This is a genomic window from Marisediminitalea alba, assembly GCF_002993365.1.
Classification (GTDB): domain Bacteria; phylum Pseudomonadota; class Gammaproteobacteria; order Enterobacterales; family Alteromonadaceae; genus Alteromonas; species Alteromonas alba.
Map to the genome: position 1 here is coordinate 1 of NZ_PVNP01000161.1, position 25,460 is coordinate 25,460.

General features: G+C 47.5%; 20 protein-coding genes. 13 read left to right on the plus strand and 7 right to left on the minus strand.

The window, feature by feature from the left end:
• Nucleotides 1-2: 2 nt before the first annotated feature.
• Complete coding sequence (gene istB / locus C6Y40_RS14870; protein ID WP_071979584.1) at nucleotides 3-737, plus strand: IS21-like element helper ATPase IstB; 735 nt, start codon at nucleotides 3-5, stop codon at nucleotides 735-737.
• Here the strand turns inward: istB and C6Y40_RS24645 are convergent.
• The 4 genes from C6Y40_RS24645 to ubiG form a co-directional block, all read right to left on the minus strand.
• Nucleotides 683-1,309, minus strand: coding sequence for a hypothetical protein (locus C6Y40_RS24645; protein WP_146129582.1), 627 nt, complete (start codon nucleotides 1,307-1,309; stop codon nucleotides 683-685). The two genes, istB and C6Y40_RS24645, sit on opposite strands and share 55 nt — an antisense overlap.
• Nucleotides 1,310-2,335, minus strand: a complete 1,026-nt coding sequence (locus C6Y40_RS14875) for a tyrosine-type recombinase/integrase (RefSeq protein ID WP_170308509.1) — start codon at nucleotides 2,333-2,335, stop codon at nucleotides 1,310-1,312.
• A 353-nt stretch (nucleotides 2,336-2,688) separates the two neighbouring features.
• Nucleotides 2,689-5,010, minus strand: a complete 2,322-nt coding sequence (nrdA, locus tag C6Y40_RS14880; protein ID WP_105935268.1) for a class 1a ribonucleoside-diphosphate reductase subunit alpha — start codon at nucleotides 5,008-5,010, stop codon at nucleotides 2,689-2,691.
• A gap of 428 nt (nucleotides 5,011-5,438) precedes the next feature.
• Nucleotides 5,439-6,152, minus strand: coding sequence for a bifunctional 2-polyprenyl-6-hydroxyphenol methylase/3-demethylubiquinol 3-O-methyltransferase UbiG (gene ubiG, locus C6Y40_RS14885; RefSeq protein WP_105935269.1), 714 nt, complete (start codon nucleotides 6,150-6,152; stop codon nucleotides 5,439-5,441).
• Nucleotides 6,153-6,442: 290 nt separating this feature from the next.
• Between ubiG and gyrA the strand changes: the two genes are divergently transcribed.
• From gyrA to pyrF, 9 genes are all read left to right on the plus strand, one after another.
• Nucleotides 6,443-9,124 (plus strand): DNA topoisomerase (ATP-hydrolyzing) subunit A, encoded by a 2,682-nt coding sequence (gene gyrA, locus C6Y40_RS14890; RefSeq protein ID WP_105935270.1) that lies wholly within the window; start codon nucleotides 6,443-6,445, stop codon nucleotides 9,122-9,124.
• A gap of 136 nt (nucleotides 9,125-9,260) precedes the next feature.
• Nucleotides 9,261-10,346 carry a 3-phosphoserine/phosphohydroxythreonine transaminase gene (gene serC, locus C6Y40_RS14895; RefSeq protein WP_105935271.1) on the plus strand — a complete coding sequence of 362 codons (1,086 nt, stop codon included), beginning with the start codon at nucleotides 9,261-9,263 and terminating at the stop codon, nucleotides 10,344-10,346.
• A complete protein-coding gene (gene aroA, locus C6Y40_RS14900) occupies nucleotides 10,343-11,632 on the plus strand; it encodes a 3-phosphoshikimate 1-carboxyvinyltransferase (RefSeq protein WP_105935272.1) in 1,290 nt (429 codons plus the stop codon). Before serC ends, aroA begins: the two co-directional genes overlap by 4 nt.
• Nucleotides 11,633-11,812: 180 nt before the next feature.
• Nucleotides 11,813-12,484, plus strand: a complete 672-nt coding sequence (gene cmk / locus C6Y40_RS14905; protein WP_105935273.1) for a (d)CMP kinase — start codon at nucleotides 11,813-11,815, stop codon at nucleotides 12,482-12,484.
• 117 nt (nucleotides 12,485-12,601) lie between these two features.
• Nucleotides 12,602-14,272: a 30S ribosomal protein S1 gene (gene rpsA, locus C6Y40_RS14910; protein WP_105935293.1), complete on the plus strand. Its 1,671-nt coding sequence runs from the start codon at nucleotides 12,602-12,604 to the stop codon at nucleotides 14,270-14,272.
• A gap of 86 nt (nucleotides 14,273-14,358) precedes the next feature.
• Complete coding sequence (gene ihfB / locus C6Y40_RS14915) at nucleotides 14,359-14,646, plus strand: integration host factor subunit beta (protein WP_070176179.1); 288 nt, start codon at nucleotides 14,359-14,361, stop codon at nucleotides 14,644-14,646.
• Between the two features lie 122 nt (nucleotides 14,647-14,768).
• The gene (locus C6Y40_RS14920) at nucleotides 14,769-15,023 is read left to right on the plus strand and encodes a lipopolysaccharide assembly protein LapA domain-containing protein (RefSeq protein ID WP_105935274.1); all 255 of its coding nucleotides are present in this window, start codon (nucleotides 14,769-14,771) and stop codon (nucleotides 15,021-15,023) included.
• Nucleotides 15,024-15,027: 4 nt separating this feature from the next.
• A complete protein-coding gene (gene lapB / locus C6Y40_RS14925) occupies nucleotides 15,028-16,188 on the plus strand; it encodes a lipopolysaccharide assembly protein LapB (protein ID WP_105935275.1) in 1,161 nt (386 codons plus the stop codon).
• Nucleotides 16,189-16,193: 5 nt separating this feature from the next.
• On the plus strand, nucleotides 16,194-16,892 hold the full coding sequence (gene pyrF, locus C6Y40_RS14930) for an orotidine-5'-phosphate decarboxylase (protein ID WP_105935276.1): 699 nt from the start codon (nucleotides 16,194-16,196) through the stop codon (nucleotides 16,890-16,892).
• A gap of 89 nt (nucleotides 16,893-16,981) precedes the next feature.
• On the opposite strand, the gene C6Y40_RS14935 is transcribed toward pyrF, so the two are convergent.
• The gene (locus C6Y40_RS14935) at nucleotides 16,982-18,505 is read right to left on the minus strand and encodes a methyl-accepting chemotaxis protein (RefSeq protein WP_170308510.1); all 1,524 of its coding nucleotides are present in this window, start codon (nucleotides 18,503-18,505) and stop codon (nucleotides 16,982-16,984) included.
• Nucleotides 18,506-18,909: 404 nt separating this feature from the next.
• Here C6Y40_RS14935 and C6Y40_RS14940 point away from each other — a divergent pair, with 404 nt between their 5' ends.
• The gene (locus C6Y40_RS14940) at nucleotides 18,910-19,752 is read left to right on the plus strand and encodes a DUF2306 domain-containing protein (RefSeq protein WP_240621977.1); all 843 of its coding nucleotides are present in this window, start codon (nucleotides 18,910-18,912) and stop codon (nucleotides 19,750-19,752) included.
• A 3-nt stretch (nucleotides 19,753-19,755) separates the two neighbouring features.
• Here C6Y40_RS14940 and C6Y40_RS14945 read toward each other — a convergent pair whose 3' ends face one another.
• Together C6Y40_RS14945 and ald are read right to left on the minus strand one after the other, a co-directional pair.
• Entirely contained in the window at nucleotides 19,756-20,862 is a 1,107-nt protein-coding gene (locus C6Y40_RS14945) for a helix-turn-helix domain-containing protein (RefSeq protein WP_105935278.1), read from the minus strand.
• Nucleotides 20,863-21,051: 189 nt separating this feature from the next.
• Nucleotides 21,052-22,179, minus strand: a complete 1,128-nt coding sequence (ald, locus tag C6Y40_RS14950) for an alanine dehydrogenase (protein WP_105935279.1) — start codon at nucleotides 22,177-22,179, stop codon at nucleotides 21,052-21,054.
• A 133-nt stretch (nucleotides 22,180-22,312) separates the two neighbouring features.
• Here ald and lrp point away from each other — a divergent pair, with 133 nt between their 5' ends.
• Nucleotides 22,313-22,798: a leucine-responsive transcriptional regulator Lrp gene (lrp, locus tag C6Y40_RS14955; protein WP_105935280.1), complete on the plus strand. Its 486-nt coding sequence runs from the start codon at nucleotides 22,313-22,315 to the stop codon at nucleotides 22,796-22,798.
• A 131-nt stretch (nucleotides 22,799-22,929) separates the two neighbouring features.
• Nucleotides 22,930-25,452, plus strand: a complete 2,523-nt coding sequence (locus tag C6Y40_RS14960) for a DNA translocase FtsK (RefSeq protein ID WP_105935281.1) — start codon at nucleotides 22,930-22,932, stop codon at nucleotides 25,450-25,452.
• The last annotated feature ends 8 nt before the right edge of the window (nucleotides 25,453-25,460 follow it).

Here is a 25,460-nt window from a genome sequence, read left to right on the forward strand (position 1 = left end):
AAATGAACGATCTACTCATCCAACAATTACAGCAACTGCGCATGACAGGGATTGCGGATATGTTAAAACAGCAACGCGCTCAACCCAACACCTACTGTGAATTAGCCTTCGAGGAACGGTTGTCCCTGCTGGTTGACCATGAAATGAACCAAAGACGGACAAACCGCATCAACCGACTTCGTAAACAGGCACGACTCAGGTTAAATGCAACACCGGAAGAACTGTCATACGACAATGGCCGCGGATTACAAAAGCCAAGAATGGCCGATTTATTAAATGGCGGATATCTTAGTCATCATCAGAATATCATTGTTACCGGAGCCACAGGTGGCGGTAAAACCTATGTAGCTTGTGCGCTTGGTGAACAAGCGTGTCGCCAGGGAATACGTGTTGGTTACTGGCGATTACCACGATTAAACGAGCACTTACACATCGGCCACGCTGATGGCAGTTACACCAAGCAGCTAGCAACGATAGCGAAACAACAGCTACTGATCCTGGATGACTGGGGACTGGAAAAACTCACCGTCAAACAGGCAACAGACTTACTGGAGGTGGTAGAAGACAGGCACGGCGTAAGTAGCACCATCATCTGTAGTCAGCTACCTGTAGAGCAATGGCATTCAATGATAAGTAACGGCACGGTTGCCGATGCGCTACTAGATCGCCTCATCCACAATGCTCACCGGATAACCCTCACTGGGGAGTCAATGAGAAAGCAACAAACCATGAGGTAAATACCTGTGGCAGACTGCGGTCTGCCACAACTACTGATCGGGCAAGCCATAATACCAGTGATCGGGTGTATCAGAATTGGGGTGATCGAGAGGCCGGAATTAGTGATCGGGAAATGCCTAATACGCAGTTGGTCGTCTTTGTTCTTGATAATTATAGCGGATAGCTGCGCCGCAATCTCCTTTGAGAATGCATTTTCTGAACTAAATGCCTTATCACTTAGTGATATTTCGCCAAGTGCATTAAAACCAACACTGATATGATTTAGTGATGCTGGGGAGCGTATTACCGCTGTATCAATCCAGCAGTGAACTGCGATAAAGTTTAAGTACAGATAGCTAGAATAGTTGTCACTTATCTTATAAAACTTTTCATCTTTACCGAGGTTTATTACGCGATGCTGATTTACTAAGTAGCCATTGCTATCTCTTAGTGAAATCCTTTGCCCATGAAAGGTTTCTATCTCTGTAGGGAAAGGTTCATAGTCACCATTCAATTTCTCAACAACATCATAGATGTCTTGATATACGTCGAGTTGGTTAGGATTTAAATATTTGGTTTGTGCATGTCCCATTTAATCTACTTCTTTTCCTGCAAGATAGGCTCGGATTCGTTTTTGGAGAATGGCGTTGGTATAGCGTTTGGGCATTAAACTAGTAGATGACCAACCACCCCAAGTAGTGAGTGTATCCTGCATATCGCCAGCTTTAATCATCGGAGAATTCGCCCCTTCATAATTCTTATCGATACCATCTCTGAGCTGGCCGCCCCTTGTCACTCGAAACTGATGTGGGTGTATGACTTGCTTCAAGCTAGGCGTTTTACGATATAGACTATTAATCACGTACATTAGACCTTTCGTTGTCATTGGACCGCCATCTTGGTCACTGATGAATAGATATTGTGTCAGCGAACCATTGTAGGATTTTCGTAGCAATGGTCTATCTTCCTCGATGTACTGTATTAGGAGCGAAGCAAGACCCTGTGAGATCGGCAACTCTCTCCCTCGCGTTTTATGTGATGCTCCGTCTTTCCGCCCCCTGAAATGATTGGTATTCCGATTTTCTTGTTGAATAACAATCGTGGGGTTGGTTGTAAGCTTAAGGTCATTATCATTATTGCGAATCAATATCAGCTCTGAGGCGCGACATCCTAGCTCACATAACAACATCACCAAACAAGCGTTGCGGCGTTGCAATGATTTTCTAAAGGGATTTATTTCGTTAATAAAATTATCATCAGAAGGGCGAACAATATCTCGGATAATATTAATCTGTTCGACTTCAAGTGGTTTGGTTTGTTTTGTTTGATTCTCGACTTCTGCCGCACTGAATCGCTTTTTTGCTAGGTGGGCATTGATTCTGGATACCGTTCGACTTAGCGCGTCGGCCGTATCTGAAACTACTATTTTTTCGATGTAGCGACTGTAATGGTATTGCAAAAACAGCATTATTGAATCGATGCGCCTATTGAACGTGCTCGCACTAACTTGTACCCCGTCTTCAACATCATAATCGAAGTTGATCAGTAGAAATGAAGCGAGGTCGTTCGTTTGACGTCTTGTCATGATATTGAGCTTCGCCGCATCTTCAAAAAACAAAGGATAGTGCCTATCTACATACTCATAGAATATGCACAAATCATGTAGACGATTTTTTGCTGTGTTGTATTTCTGGGACAACCAAAGGTTCCATCCCCATAATGCAGCCGATGGTTCAGGAAGTTGACAGTTTCGCATATTCACCAGAAGAGGCAAAAGCTGATTGCTATACTGAGGATGTGGAATAGATCTAACACGATAATTCATCATAGTGTTACAAATTAAACACGAGAAATATATCTTGTCAATGTAAAAAAGAAAAGGGTTATGCACCCTTTTCAATTAACCTATTGATCCAAATGAATAATAATGTTTTTATCCACAAAAATGTTACATTCGAAAAAAGTGAGTCCTCATATTTTACAAGCACCGCCGGCGCAATCGTCGTCTTCTTCAATCACGACTTCCTGAGCGGCAGGTTTCGCTGCTGCGGCGCTGGTTGTTCCAACCGGCGCATCGGCAGCACCATCACGGGTGTTATGGTAATACAGCGTTTTCACGCCCAGTTTGTATGCGGTCAGCAGGTCTTTCAGCAATAAACGCATAGGCACCTTGCTGTTCTCATACATAGACGGGTTATAGCTGGTATTGGCAGAAATCGTCTGGTCGACAAACTTCTGCATGATACCGCATAACTGCAGGTAACCATCGTTAGAGGGGATATCCCACAACAGTTCGTACTGGTCTTTCAAACGCTCATATTCCGGTACAACCTGCTTAAGAACGCCGTCTTTACTGGACTTAACGCTGATATGGCCACGCGGTGGCTCAATGCCATTGGTGGCGTTGGAGATCTGCGATGAAGTTTCTGATGGCATCAGTGCCGACAGGGTAGAGTTACGTAAGCCGTGTTCTACGATGTCTTTACGCAGGCCTTCCCAGTCTAAATGCAGCGGTTCGTTGCAAACTGAATCCAAATCCTTTTTATAGGTATCGATTGGCAGTACACCCTGAGAATACGTGGTTTCGTTAAACTTAGGACATGCGCCTTTTTCTTTAGCCAGGTTGTTTGATGCCTTAAGCAGGTGATACTGCATGGCTTCAAAGGTTTTATGTACCAGACTGTTAGCGCTGAAGTCTGAGTACTTCACGCCGTTCTTCGCCAGATAGTAGGCAAAGTTAATTACACCAATACCCAGCGTACGACGACCCATAGTGGCGTTGTAAGCAGCAGGTACCGGATAATCCTGATAATCCAGCAGACTGTCGAGTGCGCGAACCGCCAGGTCTGACAGTTCCTCAAACTCATCCAGAGACTTAATGGCGCCTAAGTTAAAGGCCGACAGCGTACATAACGCAATTTCACCGTTTTCGTCGTTAACGTGCTCCAACGGCTTGGTTGGCAGCGCGATTTCCAGGCACAGGTTACTCTGACGAACCGGCGCAACTTTCGGATCGAACGGGCTATGCGTATTACAGTGATCCACGTTCTGCAGATAAATACGGCCAGTGCTGGCTCGTTCCTGCATAAACAAGCCAAACAGTTCCATGGCTTTAATACGTTTTTTGCGGATTGACTCATCCTGTTCGTACTTAACGTACAGCTCTTCAAACTTAGGCTGGTCGGCAAAGAACGCATCGTACAGACCAGGTACATCCGATGGGCTGAACAGCGTGATGTAGTCATCTTTCATCATGCGCTGGTACATCAGCTTGTTAAACTGAACGCCGTAGTCGAGGTGACGTACACGGTTTTCTTCTACACCACGGTTATTTTTGAGTACCAGCAGTGATTCAACTTCCATGTGCCACAATGGATAAAACAGCGTTGCTGCACCACCACGAACACCACCCTGAGAGCAGCTCTTAACCGCCGTCTGGAAGTACTTATAAAAAGGAATACAGCCCGTGTGGAAAGCTTCACCGCCGCGAATGGGGCTGCCCAGTGCACGGATACGGCCAGCATTGACACCGATACCGGCACGTTGGCTGACGTACTTAACAATAGCACTGGCGGTGGCATTAATTGAGTCGAGGCTGTCGCCGGTTTCAATTAATACACAAGAGCTGAACTGACGGGTAGGGGTACGTACGCCCGACATAATCGGGGTAGGCAGCGACAGTTTAAACGTCGACGTTGCATCGTAAAAACGGCGAACATATTGCAAACGGGTTTCTTTTGGGTAGTTGGCAAACAAACAGGCCGCTACCAGAATATACAGGAACTGAGCGCTTTCGTAGATCTCACCGGTTACCCGGTTCTGAACCAGATATTTACCTTCCAGCTGTTTAACGGCCGCATAGCTGAAGTTCATGTCACGCCAGTGATCGATATAACTATCCATCTCGGCAAATTCTTCTGGCGTGTAGTCTTCTAACAAGTGAGTATCATACTTACCCATGTCGACCATACGAGCCACATGATTAAACAACTTCGGTGGCTCAAATTCACCAAACGCCTTTTTACGTAGGTGGAAAATCGCCAGACGAGCTGCAAGGTACTGGTAATCCGGTGCTTCAGTTGAAATCAGATCTGCTGCTGATTTAATGAGGGTTTCATGGATCTCGGCGGTTTTGATACCGTCGTAAAACTGAATGTGGGCTTTTATTTCTACCTGTGACACTGAGACATTGTTCAGCCCCTTTGCTGCCCAGGTAATAACTTTGTGAATTTTCTCCAGATCAATGGGCTCTTTTTCACCATTGCGTTTGGTGACAGATAAATTGTTATTCATTTTAGTGGCCGTTTGTCAGTTAGCGCTATTCGCGGGGCAAGTTTGCACTGCCCGATTTGTTTTAAATTATTAATTTCGAAGGGATCCATCGGCGATCGCTTCGATCCGTGAATGTTTAATCCGCCTGAGAAATACCTGCATCAGCCGGTTTTTTAAACAAGACTGCTATCGGATAACCACAAGATAGTGAGGTTTTGACTTTAATGCAACCCAATATCTGGTGCTTAATTCATCGATCAAAACAAGGCCGGTAAAAGGTTAGTATTGACTAACCTTTTAGGTTTGAACAAAGCAAGATTTGAATGAATGCAAGCACTTTAGATTTTTTTTGCGATCGCTTAAAACAATTTATTCCGAATATTTAATTTTTATAAATATGCGATATATAGTGTCCAACTAAAAACATGGACACTATATATTGTGTTTCGTCAAGATTTTTCACATTGCAAAATGTAGTTGACGTCAACATTCCGATCCGATAGTACGAACGCCTGATTAAAGGGATCAAAATGCAAACCAGTGGCAGATCGGGTAAACAGACCGGCCTGATCGGCAATTTTTATCAGCTCAGACGGTTTGAGAAAGCGTTGATACTGGTGCGTACCCTTAGGTACCCACTGTAATACGTACTCAGCTGCCACAATGCCCATCAGATAAGCTTTAAGATTGCGGTTTAAGGTGGAAAAAAACACCTTGCCGCCAGGCTTAACCAATTTGGCACAGGCACTGATCACCGAAGCCGGGTCGGGCACATGCTCAAGCATCTCCATACAGGTTACTACGTCGAAAGATTCAGGCTGTTCGGCTGCCAGGGTTTCCACACTCACGCAGCGATAATCGACTTTAACACCTGTTTCCAGACTGTGTAGCTGAGCAATTTCCAGTGAGGCACTGGCCATGTCGATACCGGTAACCTCGGCCCCTCGTGCTGCCAGTGACTCAGCGAGAATGCCGCCGCCACAGCCTACATCGAGGATCCGCTTGCCAAATAGGCCTTCGCACTTTTCTTCTATAAAGGAAAGGCGTAATGGGTTGATGGCATGTAAAGGTTTAAACTGGCCTTGTGGGTCCCACCAGTGGGCAGCGATTTCAGAAAACTTGTCGATTTCCGTTTGATCTACATTTTGCTGTGTTTCTGTCATGAGCGTGAGTTTTCATCTTACCTGAAGTTAAAAATCCGCTTTACATTACCGTAAATCGGCAATCTGCACATGGCTTATTTGCAGCTGGGTTTTGCAATCGCGCAAAAAATAAACGCTTAGGAGATAACTGAAGGTAAGGATGCATTAATCACTACATAAATGCTGATATGGGTGATAAACTCATTGGTTAATTAGAAGACCCCCAATGCGTGATCCAAGGGGATCCGGACGCAGGATCGTCAGGTATCTGCAGGATTGCGACAAACTTATAATAAGGGACCAAGCAGTTTATGACTGATAACGCCAAAGAAATTCTCCCCGTTAATATAGAGGAAGAGCTCAAAACGTCGTATCTGGATTATGCGATGAGCGTTATCGTTGGGCGCGCGCTGCCCGACGTACGTGATGGCTTAAAACCGGTACACCGCCGTGTACTGTTTGCCATGAATGAGTTGAAGAATGACTTTAACAAACCTTATAAAAAGTCAGCCCGTGTAGTGGGTGACGTCATCGGTAAATATCACCCCCACGGTGATTCCGCCGTATACGATACCATTGTTCGGATGGCGCAGCCTTTCTCCTTACGCTACATGCTGGTTGACGGACAGGGTAACTTTGGTTCGGTCGATGGCGATTCCGCCGCCGCAATGCGTTACACCGAAGTACGGATGGCAAAAATTGCCCACGAACTGCTTGCTGATTTAGACAAAGAAACCGTGGACTTCGTGCCTAACTATGATGGCACTGAACACATCCCGGATGTGTTACCCACCAAAATTCCTAACCTGTTGGTAAACGGGTCTTCAGGTATTGCCGTAGGGATGGCAACCAACATTCCACCGCATAACCTCACTGAAATTGTAAACGGCTGTATTGCATTAATTGACGAACCGTCACTGGATGTCGATCAGTTGATGGAGCACATTCCTGGTCCGGATTTTCCAACCGCTGCCTTAATCAGTGGCCGTAAAGGTATCGTCGATGCTTATCGTACCGGTCGTGGTAAAATCTACATGCGTGCCCGTGCCGAAATCGAAACCGAAGATAACGGCAAAGAAACCATTATCGTCACGGAAATTCCGTATCAGGTAAATAAAGCCCGCTTAATCGAGAAGATTGCCGAGCTGGTAAAAGAAAAACGTATTGAAGGCGTCTCTGCACTGCGTGATGAGTCTGACAAAGACGGTATGCGTATTGTTGTAGAAGTTAAACGCAACGAGTCAGCCGAAGTGCTGCTTAACCACTTATACGCCAATACCCAGTTACAAACCGTATTCGGTATTAACATGGTGGCGCTGGATAACAACCAGCCAAAAGTGTTTAACCTTAAGGAAATCCTGCAGGCGTTTATCCTGCACCGTCGTGAAGTGGTTACCCGCAGAACAGTCTACGAGCTGCGTAAAGCCCGTGACCGCGCCCATATCCTTGAAGGCCTGGCCATTGCACTGGTTAACATCGATCCGGTGATTGAGCTGATCAAAGCCTCACCAAGTCCTTCTGAAGCAAAACAAGCGTTAGTGGCTTCTGGCTGGGAGCTGGGTGATGTAGCGGAAATGCTGCAACGTGCCGGTAATGATGCGGCGCGCCCGGACTGGCTGGAGCCGGAATTTGGTATTCGCGACGGCAAATACTATCTGACTGAGCAACAGGCTCAGGCGATTCTGGACCTGCGCTTACACAAGTTAACCGGTCTTGAACACGAAAAAATCCTCGACGAATACAAGCAACTGCTCGAGCTGATTGCTGAATTACTGCACATTCTGGGTAGCCCTGAGCGCCTGATGGAAGTCATTCGCGAAGAGCTGGAAAAAGTCCGTGACGAATTCGGCGATGAGCGCCGTACCGAAATCACTGCAGCCAGCCACGATATTGATTTAGAAGATCTGATTGAACGTGAAGAAGTGGTGGTAACCCTTTCTCACGAAGGTTACGTGAAGTACCAGAAATTATCTGAATACGAAGCGCAGCGTCGTGGTGGCCGAGGCAAGTCAGCTACTAAGATGAAAGACGAAGATTTCATCGACAAGCTGCTGGTTGCCAACACTCACGATCATATCCTGTGCTTCTCAACCCGTGGCCGACTGTACTGGCTGAAGGTCTATCAATTACCTCTGGCCAGCCGTAATGCCCGTGGTCGTCCGATTGTAAACATTCTGCCACTGGAAGATGATGAGCGTATCACCGCGATCCTGCCGATTAAGGAATTCGAGGAAGACAAGTTTGTCCTGATGGCTACGGCCAATGGTGTGGTGAAAAAAACCAGCCTGACCATGTACTCACGTCCTCGTTCAAGCGGTATCATTGCCGTTAACCTCAATGAAGGTGACGAACTGATTGGTGTAGCGATTACCCATGGGGATGACGACATCATGCTGTTCTCGGACGCCGGTAAGGTTGTTCGCTTTAACGAGAAACTGCGTGATTCTGAAACCGGCGCGGTTAAACTGGATCCTGAAACCGGTGAAGAGCTGCTGGCGCTGCGTCCAATGGGTCGAACTGCTACAGGTGTTCGTGGTATTAAGATGCCAGATGGCCAGAAAGTCGTGTCGCTAATCGTACCTCGTGGTGACGGTGCGGTGCTGACAGCTACTGAAAACGGGTATGGTAAACGTACGCCGCTGGAAGATTACCCGGCCAAGAGCCGTGCTACTCAGGGTGTAGTGTCGATTAAAGTCTCTGATCGTAACGGCAAGGTTGTCGGGGCGGTACAGGTAGATGAAAACGACGAAATCATGCTGATCAGTAATGCCGGTACGCTGGTAAGAACCCGCGTGAGTGAAGTGTCGACCGTTGGACGAAATACCCAGGGGGTAAGACTGATCCGTACCGGTGATAACGAGCAACTGGTTGCATTACAACGCATCGAAGAAATCGAAGACGCTGAATTAATCGAAGACGAGGGCGACGAAGCCGAAGCCGTCGATACCAATGCCGCACAAGACGGCGCAGATGAGTCAACGACAGACGAATAATCCTGCGTTAAAGGATACAACAAGCATCGCAAGCGGCTCTTAGTGCCGCTTGTTTTTTAGTGTATGTAAGCATTATGTCACCAGTATGAATATTGCTGGCGGGTACTAATGCTTCCTGACAGTATTTAAGAAGCTCATGAAAAACGTATTCAATTTTAGTGCTGGCCCGGCCATGCTGCCGCCCGCAGTGATGGCGCAGGCACAACAGGAATTTATTAACTGGCGTGACAGTGGTTGCTCAGTGATGGAAGTGAGTCACCGCGGTGCAGACTTTATCGAAATTGCCGCAACAGCGGAACAAGACCTGCGTGACCTGATGAACGTACCGGAAAACTACAAGGTCCTGTTTCTGCAAGGCGGCGGGCGCGGGCAGTTTGCAGCGGTACCGCTGAATATTTCAAAACAGGACGATACTTCACTGCATCTGGTGAGTGGTTCCTGGTCTAAGGGCGCGGTTGCAGAAGCTTCAAAGTATAATAATGCCAAAGTGATTGGTGAGGTCGTTGATCATAACGGCTATCAGTTTATGCCTAAGCCGGCAGCCGCCGACATCGATCAAAGCGCGGCGTATCTGCATTTCTGCCCGAATGAAACCGTGGATGGCATTGCCTACAAATGGTTGCCGGAAGCCGGTGAAGTGCCTCTGGTAGCCGATATGTCGTCGAATATTTTGTCTGGTCCGGTGGATGTGAGCAAATACGGTATTATCTATGCCGGTGCGCAAAAGAACATTGGCCCGTCCGGCTTATCGGTAGTGATTGTTCGCGAAGATCTGGTAGGTAAGGCTCGTCAGAGTACGCCGTCGATCTTCGATTACGAACTGATGGCCAAAAATGACTCCATGTATAACACACCGCCCACCTTTTCCTGGTATCTGGCGGGGCTGGTATTTAAATGGCTGAAAGCTCAGGGTGGCGTTGAAGCCATGGCCAGCCTCAATCAGCATAAGGCAGACACGTTGTATAAAGCCATCGACGACTCGTCGTTCTACCGCAACAATGTACATCCGGAAAACCGTTCAATTATGAACGTTCCTTTCCATCTGGCCGATCCGGCACTGGATAAAGTGTTCCTGGAAAAATCTAAACAAGCCGGTTTAATGGCCCTTAAAGGTCACCGCTCGGTAGGGGGTATGCGTGCCAGTATTTATAACGCCATGTCTATTGAAGGGGTAGAAGCCCTGGTGAGCTTTATGAAAGACTTCGAGGAGCATCACGCATGAGTGTAGAGCAGTTAACGTTACAGCCGGTCAACAAAATCGACGGTACCGTCAACGTGCCGGGCTCAAAGAGTCTGTCTAACCGGGCCTTGCTACTTGCGGCACTGGCGAAGGGCGAAACCCGCCTGACTAATCTGCTCGATAGTGACGATATCCGCCATATGCTGGATGCCCTCAAATTACTGGGTGTTGAATACAGCTTAAGCGATGACAAAACCGAGTGTAAGGTTACCGGCTTAGGCGGCGCGTTTTCGGTTGATAAACCGCTCAGCTTGTTTTTAGGTAATGCCGGTACCGCCATGCGCCCTTTATGTGCTGCACTGGCCGCCTCGAACGTAACGGTTGAATTAACCGGCGAACCACGGATGGAAGAACGCCCCATCGGCGACCTGGTTGATGCGCTGCTGGACGCAGGGGCGGATATTGAGTATTTAAAAAATGCCGGTTATCCGCCGCTTAAAATCACCGGTAGCCAGTTAAAGGGTGGCGAGTTGTCTGTGGATGGCAGTGTGTCGAGCCAGTTTTTGACGGCCCTGTTAATGGCGGCTCCGTTGTTTAGCGAAGACACCACTATCGCCATTAAAGGCGAGTTAGTGTCGAAGCCTTATATCGACATTACCCTGGATACCATGGCCAAATTTGGCGTGTCGGTAGAAAATCAGGATTATCAGCGCTTTGTGATCAAAGCCGGGCAGCAGTATGTGGCACCTAAAACCTTTATGGTAGAAGGAGATGCATCATCTGCATCTTATTTCCTGGCAGCCGGCGCTATTAAAGGCGGTACGGTCAAGGTCACTGGAATTGGCAAACAAAGCATCCAGGGTGACATTCGTTTTGCTGATGTGCTTGAAGCCATGGGGGCTAAAGTTGAATGGTTTGACGATTGTATTGTTATTCATGGTGCGCCGCTTAAAGGCGTGGACATGGATATGAACCATATCCCGGATGCTGCCATGACTATTGCGACCACGGCGTTATTTGCCGAAGGGGAAACCTGCATCCGTAACATTTATAACTGGCGGGTAAAAGAAACCGACCGGTTATTTGCAATGGCCACTGAGCTACGTAAACTGGGTGTGGAAGTAGAAGAAGGGCACGATTATATTCGGGTAACGCCTGGCGCTGTATTACAACATGCTGCTATTGATACCTATAACGATCACCGCATTGCCATGTGTTTTTCACTGGTATCTTTAAGTGATACACCGGTAACGATTAACGATCCGGGTTGTACCGCCAAAACTTTCCCCGATTATTTCACCCGCTTTGCCACAATCTGTCATCGTTAAGACAGAATTATTCTCTACTATCAATTGCGCTGGTCTCAGGGCCAGCGTGCATTCGCTACAGACTTAGGTATTATGCCCGGGTATTTATTGACGTGTATCATTGCCAATTGAGCTTACACGGGTATAATTGCCGCCGTTTTCGAGTTGTTATTAACATTTTATTAAATAAATGGAGCAGGTATGCATCCAATACCCGTAGTAACGGTAGATGGTCCTAGTGGGGCAGGGAAAGGCACACTAAGCGCATTAATCGCAGAAAAGCTCGGCTGGCACTTACTGGACAGTGGCGCAATTTACCGCGTACTGGCCGTTGCCGCCATGCATCATGATCTTCCGATCGACGATGAAAGTGCTGTTGTTCCGCTGGCCTCTGGCCTTGACGTCAGTTTTGAAATTGACAACGAGCAGCGCCGTGTAGTGCTGGAAGGTGAAGACGTCACTGACGATATTCGCACCGAAGAAGTCGGCGCTGTAGCGTCACAAATTGCGTCCCTTGCCAGGGTTCGCGAGGCGCTGTTACGCCGCCAGCGTGCGTTTCAGCAAGATCCCGGCCTGGTGGCCGACGGTCGTGATATGGGCACCGTAGTGTTCCCTGATGCCAACGTAAAATTATTCCTGACCGCCAGCGCTGAAGCCCGCGCGGAGCGTCGCTATAATCAGTTGAAAGATAAAGGTCTGGATGTTAATATTGCGCGCCTTTTAACCGATATCAAAGCCCGGGATGATCGCGACGCGAATCGTTCCATTGCGCCATTGGTACCGGCAGAAGACGCTGTAGTGATCGATTCAACAGATTTGGATATTAACCAAGTCTTTGAAAGTGCAATGGAAATTATCAATTCCAGGCTGTAAGGCCGGAGTCGGTTTCACCATCGCAATCGTTGTCACAGGGAGTGACGACTTTGTTTAATAACCCCACGTTATCCGGATAGAAATGTGGATGTCAACTTAAATTATTTACTAAATCATATGACTGAAAATTTTGCACAACTTTTTGAAGAGAGCTTACAAGAACTTGAAACTCGTCCAGGTTCAATTGTAAAGGGTACTGTAGTTTCAATTGATAAAGACATCGTTCTTGTTGACGCAGGTCTCAAATCAGAAAGTGCTATCCCAGCTGAACAATTTAAAAATGCCGAAGGCGAATTAGAAATCGCAATCGGTGACGAAGTCGACGTAGCGTTAGACGCTGTTGAAGACGGCTTTGGTGAAACTATCCTGTCTCGTGAAAAAGCTAAGCGTCACGAAGCGTGGGTTGAGCTGGAAAAAGCTTACGACGATAAAGCCACTATCAAAGGCGTTATCAACGGTAAAGTTAAAGGCGGTTTCACTGTTGAAGTTAACAGTGTTCGCGCATTCCTGCCAGGTTCACTGGTTGACGTACGCCCTGTACGCGACACCACTCACCTGGAAGGGAAAGAGCTTGAGTTTAAAGTAATCAAGTTAGACGCCAAGCGTAACAACGTTGTTGTTTCTCGTCGTGCTGTTATCGAAGCAGAAAGCAGTGCAGAGCGTGAAACGCTGCTGGCTAACCTGGAAGAAGGTCACGAAGTTAAAGGTATCGTTAAGAACCTGACAGACTACGGTGCGTTCGTAGATCTGGGCGGTGTTGACGGCCTGCTGCACATCACTGACATGGCTTGGAAGCGCGTTAAGCACCCAAGCGAAATCGTGAATGTTGGTGACGAAATCAACGTTAAAGTTCTGAAGTTCGACAAAGAAAAGCAACGTGTATCTCTGGGCATGAAGCAAATGGGCAACGATCCATGGCAAGAAATTGCACAGCGTTACCCAGAAGGCACTAAGATCACTGGCCAGGTAACTAACCTGACTGACTACGGTTGTTTCGTAGAGATCGAAGACGGTGTCGAAGGTCTGGTTCACGTTTCTGAAATGGATTGGACTAACAAGAACATCCACCCATCTAAGGTTGTTAACCTGGGCGATTCTGTTGAAGTTATGGTTCTGGAAATCGACGAAGAACGTCGTCGTATTTCTCTGGGTCTTAAGCAGTGCATCGATAACCCTTGGGAAACTTTCGCTAAGTCACACGAAAAAGGTGACAAAGTGTCTGGTAAGATCAAGTCAATCACTGACTTCGGTATCTTCATCGGCCTTGACGGCGGCATCGACGGTCTGGTTCACCTGTCTGACATTTCATGGAACAAGTCTGGTGAAGACGCAGTACGTGATTATAAGAAAGGCGACGAGATCTCAGCAGTTGTTCTGCAAGTCGACCCAGAGCGTGAGCGTATTTCTTTAGGCGTTAAGCAAATCGAAGAAGATCCGTTCAACAAGTATCTGACAGATACCAAGAAAGGTGCTATCGTTACTGGTACAGTTACAGCAGTTGATGCCAAAGGCGTTACTGTAAACCTGGCTGAAGAAGTTGACGGTTACATCCGTGTAGCTGATCTTTCTCGCGACCGTATCGAAGACGCGTCTGAAGTTGCTAACGTTGGCGACAGCATCGAAGCGAAGTACACCGGTGTTGACCGTAAGAACCGCATCGTAAACCTGTCTGTTAAAGCGAAAGACCAGGCTGACGAGAAAGAAGCAATCGACAAAGTGAACCAGCAAGACGACGCTGGCTTCGCAAACGCGATGGCTGAAGCTTTCAAAGCAGCAAAAGGCGAATAAGCTTTTTGATACATCAGGTATACGGTAAATGCCGTATACCTGTTGATGTAGCTGTTTGATGGATTGAATGACAAAGAGGTTTACACATGACCAAGTCTGAATTAATTGAGCGGCTCGCTGATCAGGCACGCCACATCCCGGCAAAAGAATTAGAAACAGCTATCAAGGAAATGTTGGAGCAGATGGCGCAAACCTTACAAAAAGGTGATCGCATCGAAATCCGTGGATTTGGTAGTTTTTCTTTGCATTACCGCGCACCTCGCGTGGGTCGTAACCCTAAAACCGGCGAAACGGTGGAGTTGGACGGTAAATACGTTCCGCACTTTAAGCCTGGCAAAGAGTTACGTGACCGGGTGAATGAATCAATCGCCTGATCATTATCTGCACAGATAGAAATAAAAAGCACTGTTATCAGTGCTTTTTTTGTATGTGAATGCTGTAACACTATCCACATTTTGTTATCCTGATTTTAATTTCTTCATTTAGGATCACGCACTTGAAAGGCTTGGCATTTTTACTCTGCATTATTGCGATTCTGGTACTGGCGATTGCCGTTGGTTCTCAAAATGATGCTGTAATATCAGTAAATTACCTGATTGCTAAGGCTGATATGACGGTCGCCACGCTGATTGCTATTGCATTAGGACTAGGCGTTGTCGTTGGCGTTCTGGCTATTCTGAGCAGTTGGCTTACGCTCAGAGTTAAGCTCATGCGGGCACAGGCTAAGCTTAACAAGCTGCAGAAAGAATAAGCCTATGCTGGAGCTGTTATTCTTACTGCTGCCAGTAGCAGCCGGTTATGGTTACATAATGGGCCGCAACAGCGTTCGTCAGGCGCAGCGTAAACAATCCAGTATTCTTTCCAAACATTATTTTCGTGGTTTAAATTTCCTGCTCTCTGATCAGCCTGACCGGGCTGTAGACACGTTGATTAAAATGATCAACGTTAACAGTGATACGGTGGAAACCCATATCGCCATGGGCAACTTTTACCGTCAGCGCGGCGAAATAGACCGCGCCATCCGCGTTCACCAGAACCTGGTAAGCCGCGACGAAATCCAGTCTACCCAGCGCGAGCTGGCGCTTAAAGAGCTGGGCAGGGATTATATGCAGGCGGGTTTTCTTGAGCGTGCAGAAGGCGCGTTTGTTAGTTTGCTAAATTCCGACAAGCATTTTGAGTTTGCTCAGCAGCAGCTGTTTGCCATTTATCAAACCACCAAAGAGTGGGGCCGTGCTATCGAGCTGGCTGAAAAAATGCTGGCCGAGAACGACAGCATTCGTAGCAAGCTGGCCCATTTCTATTGTGAACAAGCACAGCTTGAGCTGGATAATGAAGATATCCCCGCTGCGCTTAAGGTGTTACAAAAGGCGGTAAATGTAGATGAACAGGCCGTCAGACCATGGTTAATGTTGGGTGAAGTCACCTTTGATCAGGGGCGCTTAAAAGAGGCTGGTGAATACCTGGTGCAGGTCGCTAATCGCGATAAAAACTGGTTTATCGAAGCGGTACCGCTACTTGAGCAAATTGCCAGTGAAACCGGTGACTGGCAGAAATTCGAACAACTGTTAAATGATAACTGGGTGCAAAGTGCCACCTTGTACCTGGCTATGGTGGATGTGTTTTCCAATAAAGGGGAAGTGCAGCATGCCGCTGATTATCTGTTTGAACAACTGCAAAAAACGCCTACTATGCGTGGCTTCCATCGCCTGATGCAGTTGTACTGTGAGTTAAGTGATGATGCCAATGCCAAGGCGACTTACCAGCAGTTAAGACTGCTGGTTGCCAAACAAATTGAGCAGCGACCAAGATACCGCTGTAAAAGCTGCGGCTTTTCTGGTCGCAAACTATATTGGCTGTGCCCATCCTGTAAAAAGTGGGGGGTTGTTAACCCCATTAGAGGTCTAGACGGAGAGTAAAGAGAATGAACCAAGAAGCCCGTGTGATAGTCGCATTGGATTTCGATGATGCTGATAAGGCTATGGCCCTGGTAGACCAACTGGATCCTGCTGCCTGTAAGCTTAAAGTCGGCAAAGAGATGTTTACCCTGTTCGGGCCTGAGTTTGTAAAATCGCTCATCGCCAGAGGGTTTGATATTTTTTTGGATTTAAAATTTCATGATATCCCGAACACCGTAGCCAAAGCTTGTAAAGCGGCCGCGGAAATGGGCGTATGGATGGTAAATGTTCACGCCAGTGGCGGAATGGAAATGATGAAAGCGGCTAAGAATGCTATTGCCGGGTCTTCACATCCGCAAACCAAGCTGATTGCGGTAACGGTGCTGACCAGTATGGATCAGGCGCAGTTAAATGATGTTGTACCAGAGGTGTCACCAGCCGGGCAGGTTAAAAAGCTTGCGCAGCTAACCGCAGACAGTGGCCTGGATGGTGTTGTTTGCTCTGCTAAAGAAGCTGTAATGTTACGCGAAACGCATAATGACGAGTTTCTGTTAGTCACACCGGGAATTCGTCCTGCCGGGGCAGATGTGGGCGATCAGAAAAGGGTGATGACACCGGTTGATGCCATCGACGCCGGTGTAAGCTACCTGGTAATGGGCCGGCCAATTACCCAGGCCGAAAACCCATTAGCTGCTTTGCAGGCAGTAAATCAGAGCCTGGCTTAAACCGATAAAATAAAGGGGTCAGTATAAAGGGGTCAGAGTTAATTAATTTTAATTAACTCTGACCCCTTTATTACTTTATTACCTTATTTCTAAGCGACTTTAAACTGACCAACCAGTTGGTTTAGCAGTTGCGACATTTCACTCAACTCGCGGCTCGCCACTTGTGTCTGGCTCGCTCCCAGTGAGGTTTGTTCACTCACAGAAGCTATGCTGAAAGCGCTTTTCGACACATCGGCAACCGCCAAATTCTGGTTGTTGGCTGCATGAGATATGGTGCCATGCGCTGCTGCCAGAGCTTCTATTTTTTCATTCATCTGAAGCAATGTCTGGCGACATTGCTGACCAATTTCTTTACCTTCTTCGGTGCTTTGTCGGCAGTCAGCCATGTTGGTTACGGTAGAATCCACCGATTTATGGATGTCATCAATGATCTGTTTAATATTGAGGGTGGACTGCTGTGTCTTGGAAGCCAGTGCCCGTACCTCATCGGCAACCACTGCAAATCCGCGGCCCTGTTCTCCGGCTCTGGCTGCTTCGATAGCGGCATTTAACGCCAGCAGATTGGTTTGTTCGGCAATACCGTTGATGACATCCAGCACGGTACCAATTTGTTTGGATGACACTTGCAAGGCCTGAACGCTGTCCTGCGTTGTGCCCACAATACTGTCTATTTGGGTAATCTTATTTACCGTTAAGTCCAGATCGGCTACACAGGCTTGCGACATATCACTGGTTTCACTGACGCTCTGAATAGCTTCTTCCGTTATCGACATAATGTGTTCTGCGGCAGTATGTAGCTGAGCCACCTGTTGATTAACCGTTGATGTATCAGATTTTTGTTGTACCAGGCCTTGTTCAATCTGAGAAGTTACCGCAGCCAGTTCTTCTGCCTGGGAAGCCAGTGAAAATGTATTTTCGCTGATGTTATGCAATACTGACTTAAAATCAGATGTGAGTGAATTGAAAGAATGAGCAACAACGGATAATTCGTCTTTGCCTTTCACCGTAAACTGGTTGGTCAGGTCGCGCGATTGTGAAACGCTGGCTATATTTACGCCCAGTGAATTTAACGGCTTAACAATATTACGGGCGATCAGGCCGGCAACGGTCCATAGCAATAAAATACATATCGTGCTCTTAATGGCGATAGCTAGCAGGGCGTTCTGAAACTGCTCTTCAATGTCGGCAAAATAAACACCGGTTCCCACAGCCCAGCCCCACTGACTCAAGCGCTTAACAAAAGAGGTTTTGCTTTCCTGTTCGCTGGAGCCAGGCTTTGGCCATTGATAAGTGGCAAATCCCTGATCCCGTTGCCGGATAGTATCTACAAACTTACCAAATGTATCTGAGATATATGCTTTGGAATGGCTTAACATCGGCTGGTCATTCAGATCGGTGGCGATAGGGTGCATCACCATTAATCCGTTATCATCAAAAGCAAAAAAGTAACCGCTCTTACCATATCGAGCATGTTTTACTGCATTTTTTATATATTGTTTTTGTTGCTCCGGGCTAAGAGACTTATCCTGAGTGATGGCTTCCAGCTGACTGTGTAAAGATAATAACAGGTGTTCTGCCTGAGACTTGCGCTCTTCTATGAGTAAGCGTTTCATATCGAGAGCAGAATCTACCTGCAACCAAATTAACGTGATACTGGCAATCAAAATTATAATTATAAGCTTTACTGATATACGTAGCTGACCAAGCCAGTGATTCACGCTTCCCATAAAATAGTCTCACATAGTGATATTGTTTTAATTTTGCGCTCAGTATACGGCGTTTTAATCTGATGAAAATGCAGTATTTGTAAAATTAATAGAAAGTATAAGTCTCAAAATTGTTAAATTGTGCCTCGACTACTAGCGAGATAAGAGGCGATGAAATCCTTTGCCCGGTGTCGTTCATCCGACAAGTTTGCAGATTTTAGCCACTTTTAATGATCAAATTTGAAATTCGATAAGCCATTTTTCCAGGATTTGGCAGGCTTTGCAGCAATACCAATTAACAGGAGCCTTGCATGTTACGAATCATTACCACTGGCTTATCCGCTAAACCGGAACGAAAGTTAACAACGAATAGCTATTTAGATTGGACAGTCAAGGCGTGGGTGGCCGTTATTCTCACCGGCCAGTGGATATTTGCATTATACATCCTCGTACAATTTACGCTGCCGCTGTTAACCGGGCAGTTGGATGAATCCCGCTACGCTTATATGATCAGGGGGTACGTAAATGGCGACACTTTTAATAACGCTATTTTGTTGCTTCATGTGATACCCGTGATGCTGATTAGTCTGAGCGGCACATTTCAGCTATTTCCTGCTGTCCGGAAGCACTACCCACGATTTCACCGTATCAATGGTCGTGTTTATCTGGCCTTTGGCCTTTTGGGCGCTATTGGTGGACTCTATCTTACCTGGGTAACCGGCAGTCGCCTGAGTGATTTGGGCGCGTTGGGGGTTACCGTAAATGGTTTGCTTATCCCGGTTATGGTTTATTTTGCCTGGCACTACGCGCTGCAACGGGATTTCGCCCGTCATCAGCGTTATGCCGTACATGCTTTTATCTTAATTAACGGGGTATGGACATTTCGGTTGCTGCTGATGGGCTGGTTTATGCTCAATCAGGGACCACAGGGAAACAGCGCAAACCTGGATGGGCCAGCTGACGTTACGCTGTCGTTTGCGTCTTACCTGCTGCCCATGTTCATTGCAGAACTGATTTTCAGGGCTCGTGCGCGTAATACGGTTGCCAACCGCGTGACAGTCAGCATCGCAGTGGGAATTGCCATACTTATTACTTTGTTGGGTACCGTTGCAGCCACAATGATGATGTGGGGACCTCGGATTGTTGGTTATTAAGCGTTAATAAGGCACAACCGGATTGTTGGTAACGGTTTCTTTACTCATATAACGCTGACGATACTGATTTGGCGTACACCCCTCACTGGCCTTAAATGCACGGTTAAACGGTGCCAGTGAGGCAAACCCGGACTCCATGCTTATGACCAGTATTGTCCAGTGTTCACTTTGATGTGAGGTAAGCAGCTGTTTGGCGTAGCTAATTCGGTAGCTATTGATAAACTGATTCACATTGGCAGCAGCGCTCATAGCCCTTATTGCCCGGCTTATTCTGTATTCAGAAACCTGTAGGGCATTGGCAATATCAATGGTTTTTAAATCGTGGTGCAAAAAGCGTTGTTCCTGTTCCATTAACAGCCTGATTTGATTAAACACCTTCTTATCCTCTGCGAGGATTGGCTCTGCTACGCCTTCGGTGCCAGTACTGATTTGGGCTATATTACTGATATGCCTGCGCGAGAGATGTTGCCAGAATAAAATAATAAAAGTTACCAGGGTGATAAGTAGCGCGGAACTCACTACGAGCCAGGGCTTAATTTGACTGCTGACATCGCTGGTCAAAATACCTTCGGCCACTACGGTGCAACTAAATACACCAGTAAAGAAACTGCCGGCAAACAATAATCGCTGGTACTGTGAGGTTTTGCTTGCCTGAGTAAAACCGCGCACAGCTTCCCAAAAGGCCAGTGCCAGAATAGTGGAGGACAGCAACTGAGTGATTTCTGAAACTGCGCCTTTAATCCAACCAGTGTTATCAGCTGTTAACCAGTTAACCGATTCCATCAGCTCCAGACTACGGCTTGTCATAACCAGCAAGGCAATAGAGGCGGCCAGCGCATAATGCTGGATAGCGAGCGACTCAGCACCGCGAAACAACGCTCGGGAGATGAGCCAGATCACATTACAGGTAGCACAGGTGCCTAATGCAAACACATACTGATAGGGACTATCTGCCTGAGCGGTTAACACCTGTAGCGCTACCATGGCGAGGGAGCCACTGAAAATAGCGGTAAGAATGTGCTCCACCCGAACCGGTCTGAAACTTAGCTGCGCCAGCATCACGGTTAAAGTGCAAAACAGAAGTACGTAATAAGCGTAATTAAGCCACATAAGCAGGCCACACAAGAAGTGCTGTTAATAATGTAAGATGAACTTATGGTAGGGCAAAGCAGGGTGCTTGCAAGCGAGCAATTGTTAGTCTTTGTTTCAATAAAAAATAAATGGGGCAAAGGGAGTTCAAGGGGTCAGAGTAAGCTTACTCTGACCCCTTGAACTCCCTGACCCCATAAATTTAGCGACCTAAGCCAGTGCATCCAAAGCAGGGGTGTACTGAATACCCAGCTGATCACCCAAAGCTTCAACAACCGCTTTATAGGTGACTTTACCTTCATGAACATTCAGGCCGTTCAACAGGTGGATATCTTCCATCATGGCTTGTTTAGGCCCTTTGTTGGCCAGTGCCAGACCAAATGGCAGTGTTGCATTGTTCAGTGCCATGGTAGAGGTACGAGCCACGCCGCCAGGCATGTTCGCTACACAGTAGTGGACCACACCGTCGACGATGTAAACCGGATCCTGGTGAGTGGTGGCTTTTGACGTGGCAAAGCAACCGCCCTGGTCGATAGCTACGTCTACTACCACAGAGCCTTTTTTCATATTGGCAATATGTTGCTCATTTAGCAGTTTCGGCGCTGCTGCACCCGGGATAAGTACCGCACCAACCACCAAATCAGCAGACGCTGAATAATGCTCAATCGCATCAACAGTTGAATAAACGGTTTTTACCTGACCGTTAAAGATATCATCCAACTGGCGTAAACGTGGGAGTGAACGGTCGAGAATAGTCACATCGGCGCCAAGGCCTAATGCCATTTTAGCAGCTTGTGTACCCACCACACCGCCGCCAATCACCAGCACTTTACCCGGTGCAACTCCCGGTACGCCACCAAGCAGTGTGCCACTGCCGCCGTGTGCTTTTTCAAGATAATGAGCGCCGGCCTGAACTGACATGCGGCCAGCCACTTCACTCATTGGTGCCAGTAATGGTAAGCCACCACGTGCATCGGTAACAGTTTCATAAGCAATACAGGTAGCGCCGGATTCAATCAGTAACTCAGTCTGAGTTGGATCGGGTGCCAGGTGCAGGTAGGTGTATAGCGTCTGACCACGGCTCAGTTGCTTACATTCCTGTGGCTGTGGCTCTTTTACCTTTACAATCATTTCCGCTTCGGCGAAAACCTGTTCGGCACTGGCGGCAATACTGGCGCCAGCCTCTGCATACATTTCATCGGTAAAGCCAATGGCGGTACCCGCATTGGTCTCTACCATTACTTTATGACCGTGCATCACGAACTCTTTAACCGCTGCCGGGGTTAAGCCTACACGGTACTCGTGATTTTTAATTTCTTTTGGTACACCCACTAACATAGTTGTCTCTGCCTGTTTAAATAATTGAGTTACTAATGATGCTAGTATATCGGAAGGTTTTAAAATATATCTGCTGTAATTTTTCTATTGTCAGTGTAATATTCTTTTAAAAATACCTTTTGGAGAATTTAATATGTTGGTGAAAACGCCCAAACACCTCGACAGAATAGATCGCAACATACTTTCCATGCTGCAAAAAGACGGGCGGATTTCTAACGTTGAGCTGGCAAAACAGGTAGGGTTAAGTCCAAGTCCCTGTTTGGAAAGGGTTAAGCGGTTAGAAACCCAGGGCTATATAAAGGGCTATCATGCGCATCTGGATCCGCATCAGCTAGGCGCGGCCATGCTGGTGTTTGTCGAGATTACCTTAACCAAAACTTCGGTAGATATTTTTGCCGAATTTTCAGCTGCGGTTCAGCAGCACGATGATATACAAGAGTGTCACCTGGTGTCGGGCAACTTTGATTTCCTGCTTAAAGCCCGGGTGGCTGATATGTCGAGCTACCGCAAATTGCTGGGTGATACCTTATTGCGGCTGCCTGGTGTCAGTGCGTCACGAACGTACGTGGTAATGGAAGAAGTTAAAAGTACCAATAGCCTGCGAATTAATACAAAATAAGGTCAGGATGGTATGATAAACTTTTGGGTCACCCGCTGAAGCCAGCCGCTTCTGTGACCCGGGTACGTGCGCAAAAATAAAACCAATGACCGGTGTATTCATAACGCCGGCAAAGAGAGATATTTAGGGATATGGTGCGACTTTCTGGCGTTCAACGCATATGGGAGACAGGTATTATTATTGCCTGTGCTCTGGCGTTTTTTTTATTATTGGCGTTAGCCTCTTTTCACCCGGGTGATCCGGGCTGGAGTCAGGCTGGCCTGCAGAACGATGTCCATAACTGGGTTGGCCCAACGGGGGCCTGGACTGCCGATCTGTTCTTCTTTACCTTCGGCTATTTAGCCTATGCCACACCATTTTGCTGTGCGTTTATTGGCTGGTTTATTTTCCACAACATTAAAACCTGGCGTGAACTTGACTACCTGACTATTGGTTTACGCCTGATTGGCGCTATTTTGATAGTGCTGGGCCTTACCGGCATCTTCAGTATAAATTTTGACGACCTGTTCAGCTTTACCGCCGGAGGCCTGGTTGGCGATGTGATCAGCTCTGCGCTAATTCCGTATTTCAATGTTGCGGGTACAGTTCTGTTGCTGTTGTGCTTTTGTTGCGTGGGCTTTACGTTGCTGACCGGCATTTCCTGGCTACTGATTGTTGATAAGCTCGGTGAAAGTACGCTGTGGATCGGCCGTAAATCGATTGCCGCACCGCAAAAGCTGCTGGCGCTAAATATGCCTACCTTATCTTTACCGAATAAATCGGCTGATAAAGAGAAAGACAGTGATGAGCTGAATATTACCAGTTTACGTGCCGAGCCGCCCTCGGAAAAACCGGCTGAGAAAACGCCGCCTAAGCAAAACCCACAAGTGAAAGCGGAACGAAGCGAACCGACATTCTCTATTCCTGATGAAATCTTCGCCACGGATGACGACGAAGAAGACGACTTACCGCCGTTTATTGTGGATACCAAGGATGGGGCAGGGGAGTCCTTTAGTGCCGAAGGGCCCCGGTTTGCAAATGAACCAGCCACTGATCCGCCAACGGCCAATGAGCCGAATAAAACATCGTCGCCGATGCCAGCTCCGCCGCAACAACCAGCTGCCAGAGGGGCAAAACAAATCCGGCCGCCACGCGGTGAATCAGATGGTGATGAAGATATAGGCCCGATGCCCTCGTTTGAGTTGCTCGACAGACCAGACAAAAAAGAAAACCCGATCACCCAGGAAGAGCTGGACATTGTGTCCCGCCTGGTGGAAGAAAAGCTGGCTAACTTCAATATTGATGCCGCCGTGGTTGGGGTTTATCCCGGCCCGGTGATCACCCGTTTTGAAATTGACCTGGCACCGGGTGTGAAGGTAAGCAAAATCACCAGTTTATCGAAAGATTTAGCACGTGAAATGTCGGCAACTTCGGTACGTGTGGTGGAGGTTATTCCCGGTAAATCAGTGATAGGCCTTGAATTACCCAATAAAAAGCGCGAAATGGTGCGCATGAGTGAAGTAATTGAGTGTGAGGCTTTTCAGTCGAATGCTTCGGCACTTACCATGGTGCTGGGTGCCGATATCAGTGGCGATCCGGTCGTGGTTGATCTGGCTAAAATGCCCCACTTACTGGTAGCGGGTACCACTGGCTCGGGTAAATCGGTGGGGGTTAACGTGATGATCCTCAGCTTGTTATATAAGTCCACACCGGAAGACGTGCGGATGATCATGATTGATCCGAAAATGCTTGAATTATCGGTGTACGAAGGGATCCCGCATCTGTTGGCCGAGGTGGTTACCGATATGAAAGAAGCCGCCAATGCCCTGCGTTGGTGTGTAGGGGAAATGGAACGTCGATACAAGCTGATGTCCGCATTGGGCGTACGTAACCTTAAGGGGTATAACACCAAAATCAAGCAGGCTATTGAAGCGGGCGAGCCCATTAAAGATCCACTGTGGCGCACCGAAGACAGTATGCTTGAAGAAGCTCCGGATCTGGAAAAACTGCCCTCCATTGTTGTGGTGGTTGACGAATTTGCCGACATGATGATGATTGTAGGCAAAAAGGTAGAAGAGCTGATTGCCCGGATTGCACAGAAAGCCCGGGCTGCAGGTATTCATCTGGTGCTGGCTACCCAGCGTCCGTCGGTAGACGTTATAACCGGTTTGATTAAAGCAAATATTCCCACGCGAATTGCTTTTCAGGTGTCGAGTAAAATTGACTCGCGCACTATTCTTGACCAGCAAGGTGCAGAAACGCTGCTCGGCATGGGCGATATGCTTTATTTACCACCGGGTAGCCCGGTACCCACCCGTGTGCACGGTGCGTTTGTGGATGACCACGAAGTACACGCCGTAGTGGCTGACTGGAAGAAACGCGGCGAACCGGAGTACATCGATGAGATCCTTAACCCCGAGTCCACCGCTGAAGTGCTGTTACCGGGTGAGCAACCAGAAGGTGGCGATCAGGAAGTGGATGCGTTTTACGATGAAGCCGTGGCATTTGTCACTGAAACCCGCCGCGCATCGGTGTCCAGTGTTCAGCGCAAATTCCGGATTGGTTACAACCGTGCAGCGCGTTTGGTTGAACAAATGGAGCAAAGTGGTGTCGTTACCCCTGCGGGCCACAACGGTAACCGTGAAGTGCTGGCTCCACCGCCACCGAGAGACTAACAGGAAGT

Coding starts and splice junctions, on each gene's coding strand:
- ihfB (WP_070176179.1), top strand. CDS start 14,359: ATGACCAAGTCTGAATTAATTGAGCGGCTCGCTGATCAGGCACGCCAC.
- gyrA (WP_105935270.1), top strand. CDS start 6,443: ATGACTGATAACGCCAAAGAAATTCTCCCCGTTAATATAGAGGAAGAG.
- C6Y40_RS24645 (WP_146129582.1), bottom strand. CDS start 1,309: ATGGGACATGCACAAACCAAATATTTAAATCCTAACCAACTCGACGTA.
- ubiG (WP_105935269.1), bottom strand. CDS start 6,152: ATGACAGAAACACAGCAAAATGTAGATCAAACGGAAATCGACAAGTTT.
- C6Y40_RS14960 (WP_105935281.1), top strand. CDS start 22,930: ATGGTGCGACTTTCTGGCGTTCAACGCATATGGGAGACAGGTATTATT.
- pyrF (WP_105935276.1), top strand. CDS start 16,194: ATGAACCAAGAAGCCCGTGTGATAGTCGCATTGGATTTCGATGATGCT.
- nrdA (WP_105935268.1), bottom strand. CDS start 5,010: ATGAATAACAATTTATCTGTCACCAAACGCAATGGTGAAAAAGAGCCC.
- cmk (WP_105935273.1), top strand. CDS start 11,813: ATGCATCCAATACCCGTAGTAACGGTAGATGGTCCTAGTGGGGCAGGG.
- aroA (WP_105935272.1), top strand. CDS start 10,343: ATGAGTGTAGAGCAGTTAACGTTACAGCCGGTCAACAAAATCGACGGT.
- rpsA (WP_105935293.1), top strand. CDS start 12,602: ATGACTGAAAATTTTGCACAACTTTTTGAAGAGAGCTTACAAGAACTT.
- lrp (WP_105935280.1), top strand. CDS start 22,313: ATGTTGGTGAAAACGCCCAAACACCTCGACAGAATAGATCGCAACATA.
- istB (WP_071979584.1), top strand. CDS start 3: ATGAACGATCTACTCATCCAACAATTACAGCAACTGCGCATGACAGGG.
- ald (WP_105935279.1), bottom strand. CDS start 22,179: ATGTTAGTGGGTGTACCAAAAGAAATTAAAAATCACGAGTACCGTGTA.
- C6Y40_RS14940 (WP_240621977.1), top strand. CDS start 18,910: ATGTTACGAATCATTACCACTGGCTTATCCGCTAAACCGGAACGAAAG.
- serC (WP_105935271.1), top strand. CDS start 9,261: ATGAAAAACGTATTCAATTTTAGTGCTGGCCCGGCCATGCTGCCGCCC.
- C6Y40_RS14945 (WP_105935278.1), bottom strand. CDS start 20,862: ATGTGGCTTAATTACGCTTATTACGTACTTCTGTTTTGCACTTTAACC.
- lapB (WP_105935275.1), top strand. CDS start 15,028: ATGCTGGAGCTGTTATTCTTACTGCTGCCAGTAGCAGCCGGTTATGGT.
- C6Y40_RS14935 (WP_170308510.1), bottom strand. CDS start 18,505: ATGAAACGCTTACTCATAGAAGAGCGCAAGTCTCAGGCAGAACACCTG.